General features: G+C 71.9%; 17 protein-coding genes. 12 read left to right on the top strand and 5 right to left on the bottom strand.

Going from position 1 to position 20,861, the window contains the following annotated elements:
- Positions 1–47: 47 nt before the first annotated feature.
- The 3 genes from ACFVDP_RS04625 (at position 48) to ACFVDP_RS04615 (ending at position 5,605) form a co-directional block, all read left to right on the top strand.
- On the top strand, positions 48–2,414 hold the full coding sequence (locus ACFVDP_RS04625) for a GH92 family glycosyl hydrolase (protein WP_383483119.1): 2,367 nt from the start codon (positions 48–50) through the stop codon (positions 2,412–2,414).
- Between the two features lie 174 nt (positions 2,415–2,588).
- Entirely contained in the window at positions 2,589–3,956 is a 1,368-nt protein-coding gene (locus ACFVDP_RS04620) for a wax ester/triacylglycerol synthase family O-acyltransferase (protein ID WP_383483116.1), read from the top strand.
- 149 nt (positions 3,957–4,105) lie between these two features.
- Positions 4,106–5,605: an SDR family NAD(P)-dependent oxidoreductase gene (locus ACFVDP_RS04615; RefSeq protein ID WP_383483114.1), complete on the top strand. Its 1,500-nt coding sequence runs from the start codon at positions 4,106–4,108 to the stop codon at positions 5,603–5,605.
- On the opposite strand, the gene ACFVDP_RS04610 is transcribed toward ACFVDP_RS04615, so the two are convergent.
- Together ACFVDP_RS04610 and ACFVDP_RS04605 are read right to left on the bottom strand one after the other, a co-directional pair.
- Positions 5,584–6,405, bottom strand: a complete 822-nt coding sequence (locus ACFVDP_RS04610) for an SDR family oxidoreductase (protein ID WP_383483111.1) — start codon at positions 6,403–6,405, stop codon at positions 5,584–5,586. The two genes, ACFVDP_RS04615 and ACFVDP_RS04610, sit on opposite strands and share 22 nt — an antisense overlap.
- A gap of 150 nt (positions 6,406–6,555) precedes the next feature.
- Complete coding sequence (locus ACFVDP_RS04605) at positions 6,556–7,152, bottom strand: inositol oxygenase family protein (protein ID WP_383483109.1); 597 nt, start codon at positions 7,150–7,152, stop codon at positions 6,556–6,558.
- 131 nt (positions 7,153–7,283) lie between these two features.
- Between ACFVDP_RS04605 and ACFVDP_RS04600 the strand changes: the two genes are divergently transcribed.
- The 8 genes from ACFVDP_RS04600 to ACFVDP_RS04565 all read left to right on the top strand — a co-directional run bounded on the left by ACFVDP_RS04600 (position 7,284) and on the right by ACFVDP_RS04565 (position 15,506).
- Positions 7,284–7,637, top strand: coding sequence for a hypothetical protein (locus ACFVDP_RS04600; RefSeq protein ID WP_383483106.1), 354 nt, complete (start codon positions 7,284–7,286; stop codon positions 7,635–7,637).
- A 59-nt stretch (positions 7,638–7,696) separates the two neighbouring features.
- On the top strand, positions 7,697–8,425 hold the full coding sequence (locus ACFVDP_RS04595) for a DsbA family protein (protein ID WP_383483103.1): 729 nt from the start codon (positions 7,697–7,699) through the stop codon (positions 8,423–8,425).
- A complete protein-coding gene (locus ACFVDP_RS04590; RefSeq protein ID WP_383483100.1) occupies positions 8,422–9,306 on the top strand; it encodes a cytochrome c biogenesis CcdA family protein in 885 nt (294 codons plus the stop codon). Before ACFVDP_RS04595 ends, ACFVDP_RS04590 begins: the two co-directional genes overlap by 4 nt.
- A gap of 87 nt (positions 9,307–9,393) precedes the next feature.
- A complete protein-coding gene (locus ACFVDP_RS04585; RefSeq protein WP_383483097.1) occupies positions 9,394–10,173 on the top strand; it encodes a DUF4142 domain-containing protein in 780 nt (259 codons plus the stop codon).
- A gap of 355 nt (positions 10,174–10,528) precedes the next feature.
- Positions 10,529–10,702, top strand: coding sequence for a hypothetical protein (locus ACFVDP_RS04580; RefSeq protein WP_383483094.1), 174 nt, complete (start codon positions 10,529–10,531; stop codon positions 10,700–10,702).
- Positions 10,703–10,906: 204 nt separating this feature from the next.
- Complete coding sequence (locus tag ACFVDP_RS04575; protein WP_383483092.1) at positions 10,907–12,793, top strand: family 20 glycosylhydrolase; 1,887 nt, start codon at positions 10,907–10,909, stop codon at positions 12,791–12,793.
- Positions 12,794–12,835: 42 nt separating this feature from the next.
- Complete coding sequence (locus ACFVDP_RS04570; protein ID WP_383483089.1) at positions 12,836–14,383, top strand: alpha-L-fucosidase; 1,548 nt, start codon at positions 12,836–12,838, stop codon at positions 14,381–14,383.
- Positions 14,384–14,504: 121 nt separating this feature from the next.
- The gene (locus ACFVDP_RS04565; RefSeq protein WP_383483086.1) at positions 14,505–15,506 is read left to right on the top strand and encodes a formylglycine-generating enzyme family protein; all 1,002 of its coding nucleotides are present in this window, start codon (positions 14,505–14,507) and stop codon (positions 15,504–15,506) included.
- Between the two features lie 19 nt (positions 15,507–15,525).
- On the opposite strand, the gene ACFVDP_RS04560 is transcribed toward ACFVDP_RS04565, so the two are convergent.
- Together ACFVDP_RS04560 and ACFVDP_RS04555 are read right to left on the bottom strand one after the other, a co-directional pair.
- Entirely contained in the window at positions 15,526–17,175 is a 1,650-nt protein-coding gene (locus ACFVDP_RS04560; protein ID WP_383483083.1) for an amidohydrolase, read from the bottom strand.
- Positions 17,176–17,227: 52 nt separating this feature from the next.
- The gene (locus ACFVDP_RS04555) at positions 17,228–18,709 is read right to left on the bottom strand and encodes an APC family permease (RefSeq protein ID WP_383483080.1); all 1,482 of its coding nucleotides are present in this window, start codon (positions 18,707–18,709) and stop codon (positions 17,228–17,230) included.
- Between the two features lie 134 nt (positions 18,710–18,843).
- Here ACFVDP_RS04555 and ACFVDP_RS04550 point away from each other — a divergent pair, with 134 nt between their 5' ends.
- A complete protein-coding gene (locus tag ACFVDP_RS04550; RefSeq protein ID WP_383483077.1) occupies positions 18,844–19,551 on the top strand; it encodes a TetR/AcrR family transcriptional regulator in 708 nt (235 codons plus the stop codon).
- A 422-nt stretch (positions 19,552–19,973) separates the two neighbouring features.
- Here ACFVDP_RS04550 and ACFVDP_RS04545 read toward each other — a convergent pair whose 3' ends face one another.
- The gene (locus ACFVDP_RS04545; protein ID WP_383483075.1) at positions 19,974–20,672 is read right to left on the bottom strand and encodes a FadR/GntR family transcriptional regulator; all 699 of its coding nucleotides are present in this window, start codon (positions 20,670–20,672) and stop codon (positions 19,974–19,976) included.
- Positions 20,673–20,861: the final 189 nt, after the last annotated feature.

Raw genomic sequence — 20,861 nt, 5'->3', positions numbered from 1 at the left:
GACGAAGAATGACCGCGCTTGCTGACAACGTTGTCGAGAGGCCCAGTATGAGAAGCCGTACGACGAAGACGCGCACGACGGGTTCGAGAGCCCGCCGCGCCCTGGGGGTACTCGGCGCGGCCGTGTTCCTGGGCGCCGGACTCGCGGCCCCGGCGGCGCAGGCCGCGGCCGGAAGCGCCGGCCAACTGACCGACCTGGTCAACCCGTTCATCGGAACCGAGAACGAGGGCAACACCTACCCGGGCGCCGCCGTACCGTTCGGCATGGTGCAGTTCTCGCCGGACACCGGGCACAACACCGGCTACGACTACTCCGAGAACCACATCCGCGGTTTCTCCACCGTCCACCTCTCGGGCGTCGGCTGCGGCCTCGGCGGTGATCTGCCCGTTCTGCCGACGACCGGCGACATCACGTCGACCGACTACGCGAAGTACGCCGCGGAGTTCAGCCACGACGACGAGAAGGCGTCACCCGGCTACTACAAAGTGGGCCTCAAGACCGGCATCGAGGCCGAGTTGAGCGCCACGAAGCGCACCGGCGTGCAGCGCTACACCTTCCCGGACACCGACAAGGCCAACGTCCTGATCAACGCGGGGCAGTCGCTGCACAAGACGGTCCACACCAAGGTCGAGATCCTCGACAACCGCACCGTGCGCACCGCCATCACCGGCAGCGGCTTCTGCCAGGACACCAAGCAGTACACCGTGTACACGATCACCCGCTTCGACCGGCCGTTCACGACGTCCGGCACGTGGAAGGGCGACACCGTCACGGCGGGCTCGAAGACCTCGGACGCGGACGCCGACCGCAACGGCGCCTACGTCCGCTTCGACACCGCCAAGGACCGCACGGTCGAGGCGACCACTGCGATCTCCTACGTCGACGCGAAGGGCGCCGCGCTCAACCTCCGTACGGAGGGCGGCCGTTCCTTCGACAAGGTGCACCGCGCCGCGCAGGCCGCGTGGGAGGACCGGCTCGACGACGTCCGCGCCCAGGGCGGCAGCGAGACGCAGCGCCGCACCTTCTACTCGTCCCTCTACCGGTCCTTCCTCGCGCCGAACATCGGCAGCGACGCCGACGGCCGCTACACGGGCTGGGACCAGAAGATCCACCGCGCCAAGGGCTTCACGTACTACCAGAACTGGTCGCTGTGGGACACGTACCGCACTCAGGCCCAGTTGCTGTCGCTGCTCGCGCCGAGCGAATCACGGGACATGGCGCTGTCGGTCATCCAGATCGACAAGGACAGCGGCTGGCTGCCCAAGTGGGGCTACGGCACCGTCGAGACGAACATCATGACCGGCGACCCGGTCACCCCGTTCCTCACCAACGCCTATGAGCAGGGCCTGCTCAAGGGGCATGAGGACGACGCGTACCGCGCGCTCAAGAAGAACGCCGACGGGGTGCCGCCGGCCGACTCCGCGCCGGTGGGCCGCGAGGCGAACAAGGAGTACCTCGCCGACGGGTTCGCCCCGTACATCAAGGACCGCGCGCACGTGAAGCCCGGCGACTCCGACTACGACCACGGCGCCTCGGCCACCCTGGAGTACGCGCTCTCCGACGCCATGCTCGGCAAGATGGCCAGGGAGCTGGGCCACAAGGCCGACGCGAAGCGCTACACCGAACGGGCCCAGAACTACCGCAAGATCTTCGACAGCTCGACCGGGTTCTTCCGGGCCCGCGACGCCGCCGGGAACTTCACCGGTCCGGCCGACCCGGCGCAGAGCGAGGGCTTCCACGAGGGCACGAGCTGGCAGTACCAGTGGCTCGTCCCGCAGGACCTGCCCGGCATGGTCTCGCTGATCGGCGGCGAGGACGCGGCCAATCAGCGGCTCGACTCGTTCTTCGCCTACGACCAGCTCGTCGCCGACCCGGCGAAGACCGCCCGCGAGGTGTGGGTCAACGGGCCGTACGACTACTACAACGCCGACAAGTACAACCCGCAGAACGAGCCCGACCTGATCGCGCCGTACACGTACCTGTCCACCGGTCAGCCGTGGAAGACGACCGATGTCGTGCACGCGGCCCTCACCCTGTTCACCGATGCGCCGACCGGCATGACCGGCAACGACGACCTCGGCACCATGTCCGCCTGGAACGTGCTCTCCTCCATCGGGATCTTCCCGGTCCAGCCGGGCGCGGACACCTGGGGCCTGTCGACGCCCGTCTTCGAGCGGGTCGACCTCACGCTCGACCGGCGCTACTACCCGAAGGGCGGGCTGACCGTCCGGGCGCAGGGCACCTCGGACACCGACCGCTACATCCAGTCGGCGCGGGTCGACGGCTCCGCGTACGGCAAGACGTACCTGACGACCGCCGACCTGCGCGGCACGCGCGACCTGTCGTTCACCGTCGGCGCGCAGCCCTCGTCGTGGGGGACCGGCGCCGACGCGGCGCCGCCCGCGGTGAAGTGAGGTAACCGACAAGCCCCACCCGTCACACGAGACCCGCCACGCGCAGAGCTGCTCGCGCGTGGCGGGTCTTAATCTGTTGTTAACTGTGCGTGCCTAGATCGTACTTGACCGTAATCGACTGTGGGCTGTTGACTGCGACTTCTCGTTCCCCCGTCGTCGACGCGAGAGCACTCCATGACTGCGAAGAGCTCGGACCTGCTCGCCCCTCTCGACCTTGCCTTCTGGAACATCGAAACCGCCGAACACCCCATGCACCTGGGCGCGTTGGGGGTGTTCGAGGCCGACGGGCCGGGCGCCGCCCGGCACGCCGGGGAGCTGCTCGCCGCCCGCGCGCCCGCCGTGACCGGCCTGCGCATGCGGATCGCCGGGGTGCTCGTCCCGGTGGGCGGCGCGGCCCGGGTGCCCGTCGCCGACTTCGACCCGCTGGACCACGTGCACATCACCGAGCCGGTCACCGACTTCCACGCCGCCGCGGGCGCGCTCATGGAGCGCCCCCTGGACCGGAGCAGGCCCCCGTGGGAGGCGCACGTCCTGCCCGCGGCGGACGGCCGCAGCTTCGCCGTGCTGTTCAAGTTCCACCACGCCCTCGCCGACGGACTGCGCGCCCTCACGCTCGCCGCCGCCGTCCTCGACCCGATCGACCTGCCCGCCGCCCGCACCCCGAAGCCGGAGCCCGCCCCGCGCCGCGGCCTGCGCCTGCCGTTCCCCGGCCTGCGCGACATCACGCTCGGCGACCTCGACCCGCGCCGCTACCCGGGGCACGTGCGCGCGGTGGCCGGCGCCACCACGCAGGCCGTCTCGATCGGCGCCTCCGTGGTGAAGGCCACCTGGGGCGTGCGCACCTCGCCCGCGCTCGCCGCGAAGGCCACCGGCACCCGCCGCACCGCCGGCGTCGTCCTCGACCTCGACGACGTCCACCGGATCCGCAAGACCGCGGGCGGCACCGTCAACGACGTCCTGATCGCGGTCGTCGCCGGAGCCGTCCGGCGCTGGCTCGACGAGCGCGGCGACGGCAGCGACGGGGTGGAGCCGCGCGCGCTGATCCCCGTCTCGCGCCGCCGCCCGCGCACCGCCCATCCGCAGGGCAACCGCCTCTCCGGCTACCTGCTGCGACTGCCCGTCGCCGAGGGTGACCCCATCGAGCGCCTGCGGGTGGTGCGCGCCGAGATGGACCGGCACAAGGACCGCGGCCCGAACCGCGGCGCCGGAGCCGTGGCCCTGCTCGCCGACCACGTGCCGCCGCTCGGCCACCGGCTCGGCGGCACCCTCGCCGGCCGCAACGCCCGCCTGCTCTTCGACCTCATGGTCACCAGCGTGCCGCTGCCCAGCCTCGGCCTGAAACTCGGCGGCTGCCCGCTCACCGAGGTCTTCCCGCTGGCCCCGCTCGCCCAGGGCCAGTCCCTGGCCGTCGCGGTGTCGACCTATCGGGGGAGCGTGCACTACGGGCTCGTCGCCGACGCCGCCGCGGTGCCGGACCTCGACCGCCTGGCCCGTGCGATCACCGACGAGGTCGCGGCGCTGACCGAGGCCTGCACACCCTGACCGGGAGCGCCCCGGGCCCCGGTCACCGGCATGAGTTCGGTCACGGGTCCGGAGCACGGGTTTGGAGACACCCGCCACCGCTACGTAAAATTCCGCTTTCGGCAGCGTGCGCGGTTCGCGCGGCACGCGGACTCCAGGAAGCAGCGGCGATGACGGTGACAGAGAACCATGAGGCCCCGGGGGCCGACGACGAGATCGCGTACGGTCCCGGCATCGACCCCGAGCGTCTCGCCGTCTGCCTCTCGGTCCTGGAAGAGCTCGACAAGATCGACGTCGACCACCCCGACGCGATCACGGTCCGGCGCGCCACCGCCGGCATCTACCGGACCGTGAAGCAGCGCCGCCGCCAGGACCGCCGCGCCGCCAAGACCGCCCACGACAAGGCCGTCACCGAGGCGACCGCGACCGGCTCCGCGCAGCGCATCGACGACGAGACCGAGGGCATCCTGCCGTCGTCGGTCACCGAGGCGGGCCGGATCGCCGGGATACTCCAGCGCCCGCGCTCCTGCTACACCTGCAAGACCCGCTACGTCGAGGTCGACTACTTCTACCACCAGCTCTGCGCGGACTGCGCCCGGCTGAACCGGGACAAGCGCGACGTCCGCGCCGACCTGTCCGGCAAGCGCGCCCTGCTCACCGGCGGCCGCGCCAAGATCGGCATGTACATCGCGCTGCGACTGCTGCGCGACGGCGCGCACACCACGATCACCACCCGCTTCCCGAAGGACGCCATCCGCCGCTTCAAGGCGATGGAGGACTCCGCGGACTGGATCGACCGCCTGGAGGTCGTCGGCATCGACCTGCGCGACCCGGCGCAGGCCGTCTCGCTGGCCGACCGGGTCGCCGCCGCGGGCCCGCTCGACATCCTGATCAACAACGCGACGCAGACCGTGCGCCGGCTCCCGTCCGCGTACGCCGCCCTGGTCGACGGCGAGAGCGCGCCGCTGCCCGCCGGCGAGCTGCCGCCGTACTCCGTCATCGGCGCGTTCAACTCGGGCGCCGTCGACGGCATCGCCGCGCTGCCCATCGGCGCGAGCGGCATGGACGCGCAGAAGGTCGCCGACCTGGCGCTCGTCGCGGGCAACGCCAGCGTGGAGCGGCACCTCGCCGGCACCGCCATCGACGCGGGCGGGCTGATGCCCGACGTCGTCGACAGCAACACCTGGGTGCAGAGCATCGAGCAGATCTCCCCGGTGGAGCTGCTGGAGACCCAGCTGTGCAACTACACCGCGCCGTTCATCCTCATCAGCAAGCTCCGCGCCTCCATGGCGGAGGCCGCGAAGAACGCCAGGAGCGGACGCGCCTACGTCGTCAACGTCTCGGCGATGGAGGGCGTCTTCGGCCGCGGCTACAAGGGTGCGGGCCACCCGAACACCAACGCGGCCAAGGCCGCGATGAACATGGTGACGCGCACCAGTGCCCAGGAGATGTTCCAGTCCGACGGCATCCTCATGACGTCCGTCGACACCGGCTGGATCACCGACGAGCGCCCGCACTACGACAAGCTGCGCCTCGCCGAGGAGGGCTTCCACGCCCCGCTCGACCTGGTCGACGGCGCAGCCCGCGTCTACGACCCCGTCGTGCTCGGCGAGTCCGGCGAGGACGTGTACGGCGTCTTCCTGAAGGACTACGCGCCCGGGAAGTGGTGACGCAGCTGCCGCTGCACGGCACGCGCGTCCCCGGCCTGTGAGGCCGCCCGGACGCGCGTGCCGCCGTCCACCAGCAGATCCGCGCCGGTGATCCACTCCGCCTCGTCGGAGACCAGCCAGCGCACCGCGCGGGCCACGTCGGCCGGTTCACCGATCCGGCCGGCGGGCAGGCCCGCCGCGATCGTCTCCTCGGCCCGCTCCCACACGAAGCGCGCCATCTCGGTGCGGACCAGGCCGGGCGAGACGGAGTTGACCCGCACCGACGGGCCGAGCTCGCCCGCGAGCTGCGCGGTCAGGTGACGCAGCGCGGCCTTGCTCGTGTTGTACGCGCCCACGTTCGGGCCGACGTGCGTGGCGCCCTCGGTGCACACGTTGACCACGGCGCCGCCGTGCTCGCTCATCCACGCCCGCCACGCGCACTGCACCAGCCGCAGCGGAGCCTCGACATTGACGGTGAAGGCGGCGCGCCAGGCGTCCGGGTCGGCGTCCATGAGCGGGCCGTAGGGCTGGTTCGTCGCCGCGTTGTTCACGACGACGTCGACGCGGCCGAACGCCGCCATGGTCCGCTCCGTCACCTCCCACAGATGCGCGGGGTCCGCGACCGTGCCCGCCACGCCGATGGCGTCCGCGCCCTGGGCGCGCAGCGCCGCGACCGTGTCCCGGACGTCGTCGGCGTCACGCGCCGTGACGCACAACCGGGCGCCCGCGCGGGCGAGTTCCTCGGCGATCGCCCGGCCGATGCCGCGCGAGGCTCCGGTCACGACGGCGGCCCGGCCGGCCAGGGATGGCTGCGACGTCATGCGCGTACGGTCTCATGGCGGACCGGGGTTGACGATCTGTCAGGCGTGCGGTTGTCGTGGATGGTTGGTGGGGTTTTGCGGGTCGCCCCCTCCTCCCCTTCCCGTCCCGAAACCGGGGGTGCGCCCCGGCCCGCCTGCGCGCGTTGTTTCTTACCTGCGCGTCGGTTGTGGTTGCTCGCGCCGTTCCCCGCGCCCCTTGCGGGGCTCGTTCGCCAGCAGGGTCAGCAGGGGGCGCCAGTCCTCCATCACGCCCGCGTCCAGACCGACCACCTTGCCCGCGTCGTCCGCCTGCCGCAGCTCCACCGCGTCCGCCCCGTGCGGGTCCGTCTCGAACGCCGCCACCTCGGCCGGTGACATCGGGCCGCCCTGCGCGTCCAGCGTGAGCGCGCTCTGCGCCGACAGAGCCCGGGACGGCTCGACCGCGGCCAGGTACCGCTTGGCCGGGACATGAAGGCGGATCAGCTCCGCGACCCGGACGCCCAGCAGCCCGCGCACCGCGTCCGCGGCCGTCCCGGCGTGCCCCGCGTCGTCACCGGGACACAGCAGATGGCCCAGGTCGTGGACCAGGCCCGCCACCTGCAACTCCTTGTCGCTGGGATGCGAGCGGCGCAGCAGCGCCGCCGTCTGCAGGGCGTGGTCGTGCAGATCGACGGGATCGCCGCTGCGGTCGGGGGTGTCCCACGCGCCCCGGCAGGCGTGCAGCGCGGCCATCAACTCGTCGACGGTGCGCAGGGTGACCCGCTCCATGGATGACTCCTCCCGAAGACCTTCCGAGGCTTGTCCGGAAGCAGACCATGGCGACCTGACGCACCGGTCAACGGCACGTTAACGCTCGTGCATGGTCGGGGAGGGCGGGGCCCGTGAGGCAGAATTGCCGCATGCCGCGTCTCGCCGTCCACGCCCTCCTGGTGACCCTGTTGGTCACCGTGCTGGGTTGCGCGCAGGACACCGGCACCCGGGCGACGGCGTACACACCGGTGGCCGCGGCGGCCGAGCGGGCCGCTCCCGTCACCCCGGGTTGTGCCCCCGAGCAGCGGCACGCCCCGGACAGCGGGCAGGGTGTGCCCTCGCGCGGTACGTCGGCGTACCAACTGCTCGCCCCGCTCGTGCACGAGCACGCGTGCGGGGCGACGGCCGTCCTCGAAGGCGTCGCGCCCGCCGTCCCGGCGGGCCGCGGCCCGCCCCCGCACGACCCGCCGTCACCGGTCGAACTCTCCGTCCTGCGCGTGTAGACGACACGGCTCCTCCCCGTGTCCGCTCCCGACCCCCTTCACGCAAGGACGACTTCGGCATGCCGAAAACCCCGACCACGTCAAAAGCCCGCCCCCTCGCCCTGATCGCCGCCGTCGCGGTGGCCGCCGCCGTGCTGGGCACGGTCTCGTACACCGCGACCCGCCCCGAACCCCGCACGGACGTCTCCCAGCAGGAGGCCGCCGCGGGGCAGCGGCCCGACGACGCCACGGCCCGGCTCGCGAAGCTCGCCCGGCGCGACGCCGACGACCGTCTCGCGCGGGGCAGGGCCGACGCGCCGGTCGTCCTCATCGAGTACGCCGACTTCAAGTGCGGCTACTGCGGCAAGTTCGCCCGCGACACCGAACCCGGCCTCGTGAAGAAGTACGTCGACGAGGGCACCCTGCGCATCGAATGGCGCAACTTCCCGATCTTCGGCGCCGAGTCCGAGGCCGCCGCGCGCGCCGCCTGGGCGGCCGGGCAGCAGGGCCGCTTCTGGGAGTTCCACCGGGCGGCCTACGCCGACGGAGCCAAGGAGAAGGGCTTCGCCGCCGACCGGCTCGAAGCGCTCGCCCGCGAGGCCGGCGTCGACGACCTCGGCCGGTTCCGCACCGACCGCGACAGCGACGCGGCCCGCGCGGCCGTCGAGAAGGACCGGGCCGAGGCCTACTCGCTCGGCGCCACCTCGACCCCGTCGTTCCTCGTCAACGGACAGCCGATCGCGGGCGCCCAGCCCGACGCCGCGTTCGAGCAGGTCATCGAGTCGGCGAAGGCGCAGGCCGCGCGGTGAGCGACATCGGCTACCTGGCGGCGTTCCTCGGCGGACTGCTCGCCCTGCTCAGCCCGTGCAGCGCGCTGCTGCTGCCCGCCTTCTTCGCGTACTCCATCGGCAGCCCCACCCGCCTCGTCGCCCGCACCGGCATCTTCTATCTCGGGCTCGCCACCACGCTCGTACCCCTGGGGGCCGCGGGCTCGTACGCGGGACGCTTCTTCTACGGCAACCGCGACCTGCTCGTCACGGCCGGCGGCTGGCTGATCATCGCGCTCGGTGTGCTGCAGATCGCCGGGCGCGGCTTCGCCTCCCGCCGGATGACCGAACTGTCCGGCCGCATCCGCCCCACCGGCGCCCTGTCCGCGTACGCGCTGGGCGCCGTCTACGGCCTCGCCGGATTCTGCGCGGGCCCCATCCTGGGCAGCGTCCTGACCGTGGCCGCGCTCGGCGGACATCCCGTCTACGGCGGGCTCCTGCTCGCCGTCTACGCGCTCGGCATGGCGGTGCCGCTGTTCCTGCTCGCGCTGCTGTGGCAGCGCTACGACCTGGGCCGGCGGCGGCTGCTGCGCGGGCGGCCGGTCCGCGTCGGCCGCTTCGAGGCGCACAGCACCACCCTCGCCTCGGGTCTGTTCTTCATCGTCCTCGGCACCCTCTTCCTCGTCTTCGACGGGACGACCGCGCTGCCCGGACTGCTCGACGTGGACGGCTCGTTCGCCGCCGAGCAGTGGGCGCGCGATGTCGGTTCCCACGTCCCCGACGGGATGCTGCTCGCGGCCGTCGTGGGCCTGGTGGGGATCGTCCTCGTCGTACGGGCCTGGGGGCGGGGCCGGCCGAAGGCGGCCGAACCCACCGACAACTCTGCGCACCCCGCGAACCCCGTGAATCCCGCGGGGAACTGAACAGGAGACCCGTCCCGCGCGTATCTTCCGGTGTCACCAACCGGCTCGCCGTCCGGGCGAGCCGGGCCCGGTTCCCCGGAGGCCCGCTTGCGTCGCGTCAACGGCACCGCCCTCATCCTCGCCGCCCTGGTCGCCACCGTCGGTGCCCTGGCGTTCCCGATCTGGTCCTACGCCAGCCGTTCGGGAACCGGGCAGGCGAATCTGAACGCCGCCACCGTGGCCACCCAGTGGGGCCCGCTGTCGGCGAGCGACCGGGACTTCGTCGTACGCGTCAGACTCGCCGGGCTGTGGGAGATCCCGGCGGGTCAGCAGGCCATGGAGCGCGCGCCGACGAAGGCGATCAGGGACGCGGGCGACCATCTCGTCGTCGGACACACCGACCTCGACCAGCGGGTGCGCTCGGTGGCCGAGAAACTGGGCGTCGAACTCCCGAACCAGCCCAACGCGCAGCAGCAGGGCTGGCTGAACGAGCTGACGGCGGCGAGCGGCAAGGACTATGAGCGGAAGTTCGCCAATCTGCTGCGGGACGCGCACGGAAAGGTCTTCGCGCTGCTGGCGCAGATCCGCCACACCACCCGCAACTCACTGGTGCGAGAACTGGCCACCGACGCCAACCAGACCGTCCTCGACCACATCACGATGCTGGAGAACACCGGTGACGTGGACTTCGACGCGATCGCCAACGAGGCGGCGAACAGCGCGAGTGCCAGCCCGACCGGACCGCCCCCGCCGGACGGGCGGACCCCGGACACCCCGAACCCCGCTGACGCCACAGGGGACACGGACGCGACCTCACGGCCGTCGGCCGAGCCGACCGAGGACCAGGGCCGCACGATCAACACCGACCGCCCCGCCCCCACCTCCTGACCCGCGCGTTTCGGTCCGGAGGGCGGGCGGAGGCAAATCCGGTCGCGTCGGAACGGACCGGCGTGGCTGAATGAACACCTGGCGACCCCTCGGGGGACGACAGGATTCAGCCCCATCGAGCGGACCCCCGCTCATTTGGTTACTCTGTAGCCGGACGGTTACCGCACGTGGGTCCCACCCGTACCCATGGTTCCGTTCGGGGAGAGGCCGGTCACCACGGCCGATCCCACCAGCGCAACCGGCGCCACCGCGCCCGAACTGGCCCTCTACTCACACCTGATCGGGCGTCCGGTGCCCTGCGCGATGCTGGGCCGGTCACGCCGGAGCGGGTTACCCGACACACAAGGAGTGCGCGGTGACACCAGAGAAGACGAACATCGAACAACGCCCGAAGGAACGCGCGGAGCGCGCCGGCCGCAGGCCGGAGAAGCTCGGCAGTCTGGACGTGTGGGCCCGCTCGGCGCCCATCCGGCTGGCCGGCTACGAGGACGACCTCGCCGAGCCGCACATCCTGCCCAGCGTCGACTGAACTTCGGGGTAGCGCCGCCCTGAGCCCGTCGCCCGTACTCCTCGATGACGAGGGGTGCGGGCGAGCGGGTTTTTGAGGTGTCTGTCCGGCCTCATTCATCGGAGGGCTTCCGGTCGGCCGTCACGGATCTCTCCACAGATGTCCAAGTGGTCATGGACTCGGATCCCTTGACACGTCCATGTCTAGCTTGAAGCATCCGATGTCATGACCGAATCGAGTGCGCTCAACCCGTCGCGACGGCGCCGACACCGGCTCGTCGGTGCCGCCGCGGCCCTGCTGCTCCTCGCCGCACCGGCCCCGCTGGCCCACGCCACCACCGAGGCCGTCGCGGCCCCCGCCACCGTGCCGGCCCTCACCGACTGGACGCCGGGGGAGGGGAGTTACACGTACGGGGACGACACCCGCCTCGTCGCGTCCGACGCCGCGTCCCGGCGTGTCGCCCACACCCTCGCCGACGATCTGCGGGCCGCGGGCAACGGTGTCGTGCCGGTGGTCGGCGGGGGCTCCCGCACCGGCGACATCGTTGTCGACGTCACGTCCGGCGAGCGGGGCCGACTGGGCGGCGAGGGCTACGAGCTGACCGCCGGGAAGCGGCTGCGGATCACCGGCGCCGCCGAGACCGGGGCCTTCTACGGCACCCGCACCCTCCTCCAGCTCCTCGCTCAGGGCGACCGGATCCCCGCGGGCCGCACGGTCGACGTGCCGCGCTACCAGGAGCGTGGCGTCGGCGTCTGCGCCTGCTACGTCCACATCTCCACCGAGTGGCTGGAGAACCTGGTCCGCGACATGGCGTACCACAAGCTCAACCAGCTCCTCCTCGAACTCAAGGTGAAGAGCGACGCCCACCCGGAGGCCAACTCCTGGGGCTACTACACCAAGAGCGAGATCCGGCGGCTCGTCGCACTCGGCGAGAAGTACCACGTCACGATCATCCCGGAGATCAACTCGCCCGGGCACATCGACCCGTGGCTCGAGAACCGCCCCGACCTGCAACTCGTCGACGCCGACGGCCAGGCGCAGACCTCGCGCCTCGACATCACCGAGCCCGAGGCCTTCGACTACTACACGAGCCTCATCGACGAGTACAGCGACGTGTTCCCCGCCAAGTGGTGGCACATGGGCGCCGACGAGTACATGCTCGGCTCGGATTTCGCCAAGTACCCGCACATCCTGGAGTACGCGAAGGCGAAGTACGGCCAGGACGCGACGCCCCAGGACGCCTTCATCGACTTCGTCAACCGGGTCGAGGCGTACGCGGCGGGCAAGGGCAAGCGGCTGCGCATCTGGAACGACGGGCTGACCGGCGACAACACCGTCCCCGTCACACCCGGCACGACGGTCGAGCACTGGCTCGGCGTGCAGGTGAAGCCCAGCGAACTCATCGCGCAGGGCTACCCCGTGATGAACGCCGCCTACTCCCTCTACCTCGTGCGCGGCGGCTTCCACACCGACACGGAGAAGCTGTACGACGAGCAGTGGGACCCGCGCAGCTTCGAGGGCGAGAAGCTCACCTCCAGCAAGGGCATCACCGGCGCCAAGATCAGCCTGTGGCCGGACTACGCGGCCGCCGAGACCGAGAACCAGGTCGCCGCGACGACCGAACTGCCCCTCGCCCACATCGCCCAGACGACCTGGGGGACACCCCACCCCGACGCCACGTACGCCGAGTTCACCGCGCGCGCCCGGGCCGTCACCCACGCCCCCGGATGGCGCGACCTCACCCGCGTCCCGGTCGCCGACGGCACCTACACGTTCACCGACACCCGGCACCGCACCGAGGCCGAGGACCTGACGGTCACCCGCACCGCCGACGGCTACGTCACCCTGACCGACGCGTCCGGCGCCTGCCTGGAGACCCGCAGCGGCAAGCTCACCCACAACCTCCCCCTCGAACCGGGCTCCGCCGTCACCCGGGAGACCTGCGACGCGAAGAACACCCTGCAGCGCTGGCAGCTCACCAGGACCACCGGCGGCTACCGCATCACCAACGCCCTCAGCCAGATGCCCGTCCACGTCACCGTCGACGGCTCCCTCGTCCAGTACCCGGCCGACCAGCAGTCGCCGTCCACATGGAAGCTGACCCGCGCCTAGCTCACGCACTCCCCCCCACGACTGAAGGGACCCACACGGCTCATGGCTCTCAGCAGACGGCACTTCCTCCTCGCCGCCACCGCCACGGCGGTCGTCGCCACCACCGGAGCGCCCGCGTTCGCCGCACCGCCCGCCGAACCCCACTTCCGGATCCCCGTCAGCCCCGACGACACCCCCGCCGAACTCATCGCCAAGGCAGCCCGGGTCCGGCCGACGCAACGTCAACTCGCTTGGCAGGGGCTTGAGAAGGCCGCCTTCCTGCACTTCGGCGTGAACACCTTCACCGGCCTCGAATGGGGCATCGGCGACGAGGACCCGGATGTCTTCCAGCCCACCGGCCTCGACACCGACCAGTGGGCGCGCGCCCTGCGCGACGGAGGATTCAAGCTCGCCATCCTCACCGTCAAGCACCACGACGGCTTCGTGCTCCACCAGTCGCGGTACACCGAGCACAGTGTGGCGAGCAGCAGTTGGCGCGGCGGCAAGGGCGATGTGCTGCGCTCGTTCGCCGACTCGATGCGCGCCCACGGCATCAAGGTCGGCGTCTACATCTCGCCCGCCGACGAGAACCAGTACCTCGACGGCGTCTACGCCAACGGCAGCGCCCGCACCACCCGCACCATCCCCACCCTCGTCGACGGTGACGACCGCGCGGGCCGCGACCTGCCCACGTATGAACTGGACGCCACCGACTACGGCGCCCACATGCTCAACCAGCTCTACGAGGTCCTCACCGAGTACGGGCCGGTCGACGAGGTCTGGTTCGACGGGGCGCAGGGCCGCATCCCGCCGGACAAGGTCGAGACGTACGACTGGGACAGCTGGTACAGCCTCGTGCGCGAACTGGCCCCGGACGCGTCCATCGCCGTGTCCGGACCGGACGTGCGCTGGGTCGGCAACGAGGACGGCATGGCGCGCGAGAACGAGTGGAGCGTCATCGCCGTCAAGGAGAGCGGCAACGGCAGGTACGACCGTGTCCTGCCCTACGACTCCGCCGACGAGGGCAGCCGTGACGCCCTGCTGAAGGCGCAGCCGGACGCCGCAGCGCTCCAGTGGTGGCCGGCCGAGTGCGATGTGTCGATCCGGCCCGGCTGGTTCTACCACTCCGACCAACAGCCCAAGTCCGTCGACGAGTTGACCGACATCTGGTACCGGTCGGTGGGACGCGGCGCCGTGCTGCTGCTCAACATCCCGCCGGACACCGACGGCCTGCTGCCCGCCGCCGACGTCGCCCGCCTCAAGGAGTTCCGCGAGCGCACCGACCGGGAGCTGCCCGCTGACTTGGCGCACGGCGCACGGGTGAGTGCCGGGCGCGACGGCGGCCGCACCGTCGATCTCGGCAGGTCGCTCGCGGTCGACCGGATCCGGCTCGCCGAGGACATCCGGCACGGCCAGCAGATCGAGCACTTCGTGGTCGAGGCGTACATCGACGGCGCCTGGACCATCGCGGCCGAGCTCGGCACCGTCGGCGCGGCCCGCATCATCGCGCTGCCCGCGCCGGTCACGGCCCGGCGCTGGCGGCTGCGCGTCACCCAGGCCCGGTCGGCCGTGCACCTGAAGGAGTTCGGGCTGTACAAGTCAATGGCGTGAGGCAGGGGGGTCGGGGTCCGTGTGCGGGCCCCGACCCGGCCGATCTGTTCCGTCGGCGGGCCGCGTGCGAGGATCGACCGCAGGCGAACACGAACATCTGTGCCTGTACCGGGAGAGAGCCTTGAGCGCGCACGACCCCTCCGCGACCCGCCCCGCCGCGCCCCACGGCGGCGACGAGACCACGGTCCCGGCGTGCTGCGCCGCACCGCGCGGCGCCACGGCCCCCGCGCAGGCGCCGCTCACCCTGACCGTGCCGACGCGCACCAGTACGTCGGGCAAGGGCATGGTCACGCTTCCCGGCGGCACCTTCCGCATGGGCAACGACGACGCGCACGCCAACCCCGGCGACGGCGAGGGGCCGGTCCGCGAGGTCACCGTCTCCGCGTTCCGCATCGACGAACACGCCGTCACCAACGCCCAGTTCGCCACCTTCGTCAAGGACACCGGGTACGTCACGGCCGCCGAGCGGTTCGGCTGGTCGTACGTGTTCGCGGGCTTCCTCACCCCGCAGCTGGCGCGCGCCACCCCCGCGCCGGCCGGGACACCGTGGTGGCGCGGCGTCGAGGGTGCCACGTGGCGCGCGCCGGAGGGCCCCGGCACCGGCGTCGGGGGCCGGGCCCGGCACCCCGCCGTCCACATCGGCTGGGACGACGCGAGCGCGTACGCGCGGTGGGCCGGCAAGCGGCTCGCCACCGAGGCCGAGTGGGAGTACGCGGCCCGCGGCGGCCTCGACCAGGCCCGCTACCCGTGGGGCGACGAGCTGACCCCGCGCGGCCGCTGGCGCTGCAACATCTGGCAGGGCGACTTCCCCCGGCTCAACACCGGCGAGGACGGACACCTCGGCACCGCCCCCGTCGACGCCTACCGGCCCAACGCCTACGGCCTGCACAACATGGTGGGCAATGTGTGGGAATGGGTCGCCGACCGGTTCACCGCCACCCACCCGGCGGCACCGGCGACCGACCCGTGCGGCCCCGGCGAGGGCGAGAACCGGGTGATGCGCGGCGGCTCCTACCTGTGCCACGACTCGTACTGCAACCGCTACCGGGTCGCCGCCCGCACCAGCAACACCCCCGACTCCAGCAGCGGCAACTGCGGCTTCCGCTGCGCCGCCGACGTCTGAGGGGCGGCGGCGCGGCGCGTCAGCCGAACACCCGCCGACCGCCCACGAAGGTCTGCTCCACCCGCGTCGCGCCGATCTCCTCGGGCGGCCCCGCGAACGGGTCACGGTCGAGCACCACCAGATCCGCCAGGAACCCGTCGGCGATCGTGCCCGTTTCGTGGTCGAGGTGGTTCACGTACGCGCTGCCCGCCGTGTACGCGGTGAGCGCGTCCAGCAGCCCGATCCGCTCCCCGGGCAGGAAGACCGGGGTTCCGGCGGGCGCGTCCGGACCCACCCGGTTCACCGCGACATGGATGCCCTGGAGCGGGTCTGGGCTGCTCACCGGCCAGTCGCTGCCCGCCGCGAGGGTCGCCCCCGACCGCAGCAGCGCCCCGAACGGGTACTGCCACGACGTCCGCTCGGCGCCCAGGAACGGGATGGTCAGCTCGTCCATCTGCGGCTCGTGCGCCGCCCACAACGGCTGCAGGTTCGCCGTCGCGCCCAGCGCCCTGAACCGGCCGATGTCGTCCGGATGCACCACCTGGAGATGGGCGAGGTGCGGCCGGGTGTCCGTGCGGCCGTTGGCCCGCCGGGCCGCCTCCACCGCGTCGAGCGCCTCGCGCACGGCCCGGTCGCCGAGCGCGTGGAAGTGCACCTGGAAGCCGTGGGCGTCCAGCTCGGTGACGTACTTCTTGAGGTCCTCCGGCGGGACGAAACTGATCCCGCTGTTGTCGGACACGCACCCGCAGCCGTCCAGGTACGGGCCGAGCAGCGCCGCCGTGCCGTTCTCGGCGACCCCGTCCTGCATGATCTTCACGGTCGTCGAGCGGAGCCGGCCCCGGGTGCCGGCGGCGCGCCGGGCGAGCAGTTCCTCGATCTGCTCGGTGCCACGCGCCCGGTCCCACCACAGCGCGCCGACCACGCGCGCGGTCAGGGTGCCGTCGTCGGCGCACGCCAGGTAGGCGTCGGTCGGGTCGGTGAGGTTGGCGTGGTCGCCGAGCAGGGCGTCCTGCCAGGCGGTGATGCCGAGGGAGTGCAGGAGTTCCTGGGCGCGCAGGAGCCCCGCGACGCGCTCCTCCCGGGTGACCGGCGGCAGCAGCCGGCCGACCAGGCTCGCGGCGCCCTCCTGGAGCATGCCCGTCGGGGAGCCGTCCGGGTGCCGCTCGATCCGGCCGTCGGACGGGTCGGGCGTACGGGCGTCGAGACCGGCCAGCTCCAGAGCGAGGGAGTTGACCCAGGCGCCGTGATGATCCCGGTTCACCAGATAGACCGGCCGGTCGGGGACGAGGGCGTCCAGCTCGGCGGCGGTCGGCAGGCCGCCGGGGAACGCCTCCATCGCCCAGCCGCCCCCGGTGATCCACTCGGCGTCGCCGTGCGCACGCGCGTACGCGGTGATCGTCTCCCGGTACTCGCGGAGCGTCGTCGCCCCGCTCAGATCGCACTGGCCCATCTCCAGGCCGCCGCCCACCGGATGCGCGTGCGCGTCCTGGAAGCCGGGGACCAGCAGCTTGCCCGCCAGATCGACGACCTCGGTGCGCGGGCCGATCAGCTCGCGCACCTCGTCGTGCCCGACGGCCACGACGCGCTCCCCGCGCACGGCCACGGAGGTGGCCCGGGACCGGGCCGGTGAGCCGGTGTGGACCGGCCCGCCGGTCAGGACGAGATCGGCGGCGGTGGTGGTGTCGGGCATGTGCGGCAACTCCTGTTTTCGGTGCGGGTGTTGTGAGTCCTGAGGCGAGTGTCTACGGGGCCCCGGTGGTGGCCAGCGGGACGGCGTCGGCATCCGTGCCGTGCCCGGTGACGAAGTACGGCGAGCGGCGGCGGTACTTGGCGACGGCCGCCATCGCGAGCCCCGACAGCAGGATCGCCGCGGGCACGGACAGCATGAACCAGCCGTTGTCCGGGCTGAGTTCGAAGTGGTCGCTCATCGTCGCGTAGTCACGGCCGAGATAGATGCCGATGCCCAGCAGGGCGATCCCGCTCAGGCCGGGAGCGACGACCGCGCGCAGCGCCTCGCGCGGCGCGGTGCGCAGCATCCCGCGGAAGCGGACCGCACACGCGAGCGCGGTGAGGCCGTAGTACAGGGCGACCACGAGGCCGATGGAGTTCACGGCCGCCAGGATCATCTCGTTCAGCTTCGGGATGGCCAGGGCGAGCAGGGCCACGGCCGCCGAGATCGACGTGACGAGGACGGTGCCGATGGCCGGGGAGCCGTAGCGCGGGCTGACCTTTGTCCACACCTGGCCCATCGTGCGGTCCCGGCCCATCGCGAGCAGGCCGCGGGCGGTCGGGATGACGCTGGACTGGAGCGAGGCGACGGCGGAGAACAGCAGCGCGAGCAGCGGCAGACTCGCCCACGGTTCGTCCGCGAGCTTCGCGCCGAGATACGTGAGCGCCTGCGGACCCTGCTCCATCAGCTCGGACAGCGACATCTCGCGCTGGAAGGCCACGGACCCGTACAGGAACAGCGCGAGCATCGTGAACAGGGCGATGAACCCGCCGCGGCCCGCGTCCCGTACGTCGTTGGTCTCCTCGGTGACGCTGAACGCCGCGTCCCAGCCCCAGAAGAAGAACACCGCGAGGACGAGCCCCTGGGCGAAACCGGTGCCGTCGTGCACGGCGAGCGGGTTCAGCCACGACCACGAGAAGCCGTGCGAGCCGGTGACCAGCGCCCAGCCGCAGAAGCCGAGCAGCACCGTGTACTCGAAGACCAACAGCCACGCCTGGAGCCGCGTCGCCTTGCGCACCCCGGTGACGGCCGTGACCGTGACCGCGGCCAGTACGAGCAGACCGACGACGGTGGACAGCGCCGTCGAGTTCGGATCGAGCCGCAGGCCCCCGAGGGACTCCAGGTGGGCCTTGTTCGCGAACTGGAGGAACACCGAGCCGGTCACCGCGCTCGTGTACGCCATGAAGATCAGCGTGCCGACGAGGGTGACCCAGCCGGTGAGGAAGCCCAGCCAGGGGCCGAGGGAGCGGCCGACCCACACGTAGCCGCTGCCCATGTTCCGCTCGACGCGGTTCAGACGGGCGTACGCCGTCGCGATGCCGAGGATCGGGACGAACGCGACGAGCAGGATCGCAGGCGCCTGGAGACCCACGGTCGCGGCGAGCGAGCCCATGCCGATGCCGATGCTCGTGGTGGCGGCCGTACTGGAGGCGGCGATGGCGATGCCGTCGACGACACCGAGGGAACGACGCAGGCCTGGCGGTTCACTTCTCATGGACAGACTCCTGGGACCGGAGAACGGGAGGTGTGGGAGGAGGCTGCGATCAAACCGGCCTTGTCAACATTGCGTCAATGGTGTTGACATAAGGAGACCGGGGTCTTGCCGGGATCTTGGAGGAAGGGGCGCACATGGTGGCTGACGGGCGGATTCCCGCGGAGCGGCGACGGCGCAAGCCGACCAGATCGGGAGTGCTGCTGTCCGAGGACGTGATCGTCGACTGCGCGCTCCGGCTCGTCGGACAGCACGGGCCCGACGCGCTGAGCGTGCGGCGGCTCGGTGCCGCTCTGGGCTGTGACCCGAGCGCGCTGTACCGGTACTTCCACAACACGGACGACCTGCTGCTCGCCGTCGCCGACCGGATCATCGGGGACGCGATGGCCGGGTTCGAGCCGGACGCCATGCCGTGGCGGGACGCTCTCCGCGAGATGGCGCTGCGGATTCACCGGGGGTACCGGGAGCAGCCGCGGGTCGCCGCGCTCGCCGCGTATCGGGTGACGCGGCGGGCCCATGAGTTCCGGGCCGTGGACGCCGGGATCGGGCTGTTGCGGCGGGCCGGGTTCGGGGACGCCGATGCCGTCCGGCACTATTCGGCGTTCGTGGACACCGTGCTGGGGCATGCCGCGCTCGATGCCGCGCATCTGGCGCTGCCGGTGGAGCGACGGGAGGCCGATGACCGGGCCTGGGCCGGGGTGTACGCCGAACTGTCGGATGCCGGGCATCCGCATCTTGCCGCCGTACGGGGGGCGCTGCCGCTGATGGCGGGGAGTTCGTTCGAGACGGCGCTGGAATTGCTGCTCGCCGCGTTGGTTGCGGCGGCGCCGGGGGAGGGGGGTTAGGGGTTCGTCGCCGGGTGCGTCTCGCGTCGCGGCTGGTCGCGCAGTTCCCCGCGCCCCTGAGATGCGCACTTCGTGCGCCATCTCATCAGGGGAGGCGGCGCGAAGCGCCTGCCTCAGGGGCGCGGGGAACGGCGCGAGAGGCGGCCACCGGCCGTCAGTCGACGGACAACGTGATCAGGGGCGCGGGGAACGGCGCGAGGGGCGGCCACCGGCCGTCAGTCGACGGACAACGTGATCAGGGGCGCGGGGAACGGCGCGAGAGGCGGCCACCGGCCGTCAGTCGACCGACAACCCGTTAAGGGGCGCGGGGAACTGCGCGAGAAGCGGCCACCGGCCCGCACCCGACCGACAACCCATTAAGGGGCGCGGGGAACTGCGCGACCAGCCACGACGTGAGCCGCGGCCGGGAGGCGCGACCCGGGTCAGTCCAGTTGGGACCGCAACCAGGCCTCCACCTCGCCCACATGCGCCGCGGCAGCGGCCCGCGCAGCCTCGGGATCGTGCGCCACGAGCGCCCGGTGAATACGGGAGTGCTCGCGTCGGGTCCGCTCGAACGCGCCCTCCTCCTGATACCCCCGCCACACCCGCGCCCGGAACGTCCGCGACGACAGCCCCTCCAGGATCGCCGCCATCGTCTCGTTCCCGGCCGCCGCCACGATCGCCCGGTGGAAGGCCAGGTCGTGGGAGAGGATCTCCTCCGGGTCGTCGGTGGCCTCCATCGCCGCCAAGTGCTCCTCGACCTGCGCGAGTTGGGAGCGAGTGATGCGCGCAGCGGCGAGCGCGGTTGCCGTCGACTCCAGGATGCGGCGCACCTCCAGGAGCTCCACGAGCTGCGGCCCGCGTGACAGATCGGCGACGACCCCGAAGGTCTCCAGCAGGTCGCCGGCCTCCAGCTGGGTGACGTAGATGCCGGAGCCGTGCCGCGCCTCCAGCACGCCGAGCACGGTCAGCGCCCGGATCGCCTCCCGCATCGACGAGCGGGAGATGCCCAGTTGCACCGCCAGATCGCGCTCCGTGGGCAGCCGTTGGCCCGGCTCCAGACGGCCGCCGCCGATCATCGCCTTGATCTGCTCGATCGCCCGCTCCGTGACAGTTCCCCGCTGGGGTGCGGTCTGCTCCACGATGACGTCCTCCCACACAGGATCCGCTGCCGGATGCCGCGCAGTCTAACCAGCCGAGTGGTCCGACCACTACCAAGGTGGTCCGACCTTTCCGCAGTCTCGGAGGCGTAAAAGCCGAGAAAATTGCCGCCGAAGGGTGTTGAGGAAGCGAAGTGGTCTGATAAATCTCTGGGCGCGGCCGGTGCCTGG

The organism is Streptomyces sp. NPDC057694 (assembly GCF_042799415.1).
Lineage (GTDB): Bacteria > Actinomycetota > Actinomycetes > Streptomycetales > Streptomycetaceae > Streptomyces.
The sequence above is the reverse complement of the archived record's forward strand: the minus strand, read 5'-3'. Positions and strand labels throughout refer to the sequence as shown.

Excerpts from the sequence above, each read along its gene's own strand:
- ACFVDP_RS04600 (WP_383483106.1), top strand. The coding sequence starts at position 7,284 with ATGCCGCGTCTCGCCGTCCACGCCCTCCTGGTGACCCTGTTGGTCACC.
- ACFVDP_RS04620 (WP_383483116.1), top strand. The coding sequence starts at position 2,589 with ATGACTGCGAAGAGCTCGGACCTGCTCGCCCCTCTCGACCTTGCCTTC.
- ACFVDP_RS04575 (WP_383483092.1), top strand. The coding sequence starts at position 10,907 with ATGACCGAATCGAGTGCGCTCAACCCGTCGCGACGGCGCCGACACCGG.
- ACFVDP_RS04570 (WP_383483089.1), top strand. The coding sequence starts at position 12,836 with ATGGCTCTCAGCAGACGGCACTTCCTCCTCGCCGCCACCGCCACGGCG.
- ACFVDP_RS04560 (WP_383483083.1), bottom strand. The coding sequence starts at position 17,175 with ATGCCCGACACCACCACCGCCGCCGATCTCGTCCTGACCGGCGGGCCG.
- ACFVDP_RS04555 (WP_383483080.1), bottom strand. The coding sequence starts at position 18,709 with ATGAGAAGTGAACCGCCAGGCCTGCGTCGTTCCCTCGGTGTCGTCGAC.
- ACFVDP_RS04615 (WP_383483114.1), top strand. The coding sequence starts at position 4,106 with ATGACGGTGACAGAGAACCATGAGGCCCCGGGGGCCGACGACGAGATC.
- ACFVDP_RS04625 (WP_383483119.1), top strand. The coding sequence starts at position 48 with ATGAGAAGCCGTACGACGAAGACGCGCACGACGGGTTCGAGAGCCCGC.
- ACFVDP_RS04550 (WP_383483077.1), top strand. The coding sequence starts at position 18,844 with ATGGTGGCTGACGGGCGGATTCCCGCGGAGCGGCGACGGCGCAAGCCG.
- ACFVDP_RS04605 (WP_383483109.1), bottom strand. The coding sequence starts at position 7,152 with ATGGAGCGGGTCACCCTGCGCACCGTCGACGAGTTGATGGCCGCGCTG.
- ACFVDP_RS04610 (WP_383483111.1), bottom strand. The coding sequence starts at position 6,405 with ATGACGTCGCAGCCATCCCTGGCCGGCCGGGCCGCCGTCGTGACCGGA.
- ACFVDP_RS04595 (WP_383483103.1), top strand. The coding sequence starts at position 7,697 with ATGCCGAAAACCCCGACCACGTCAAAAGCCCGCCCCCTCGCCCTGATC.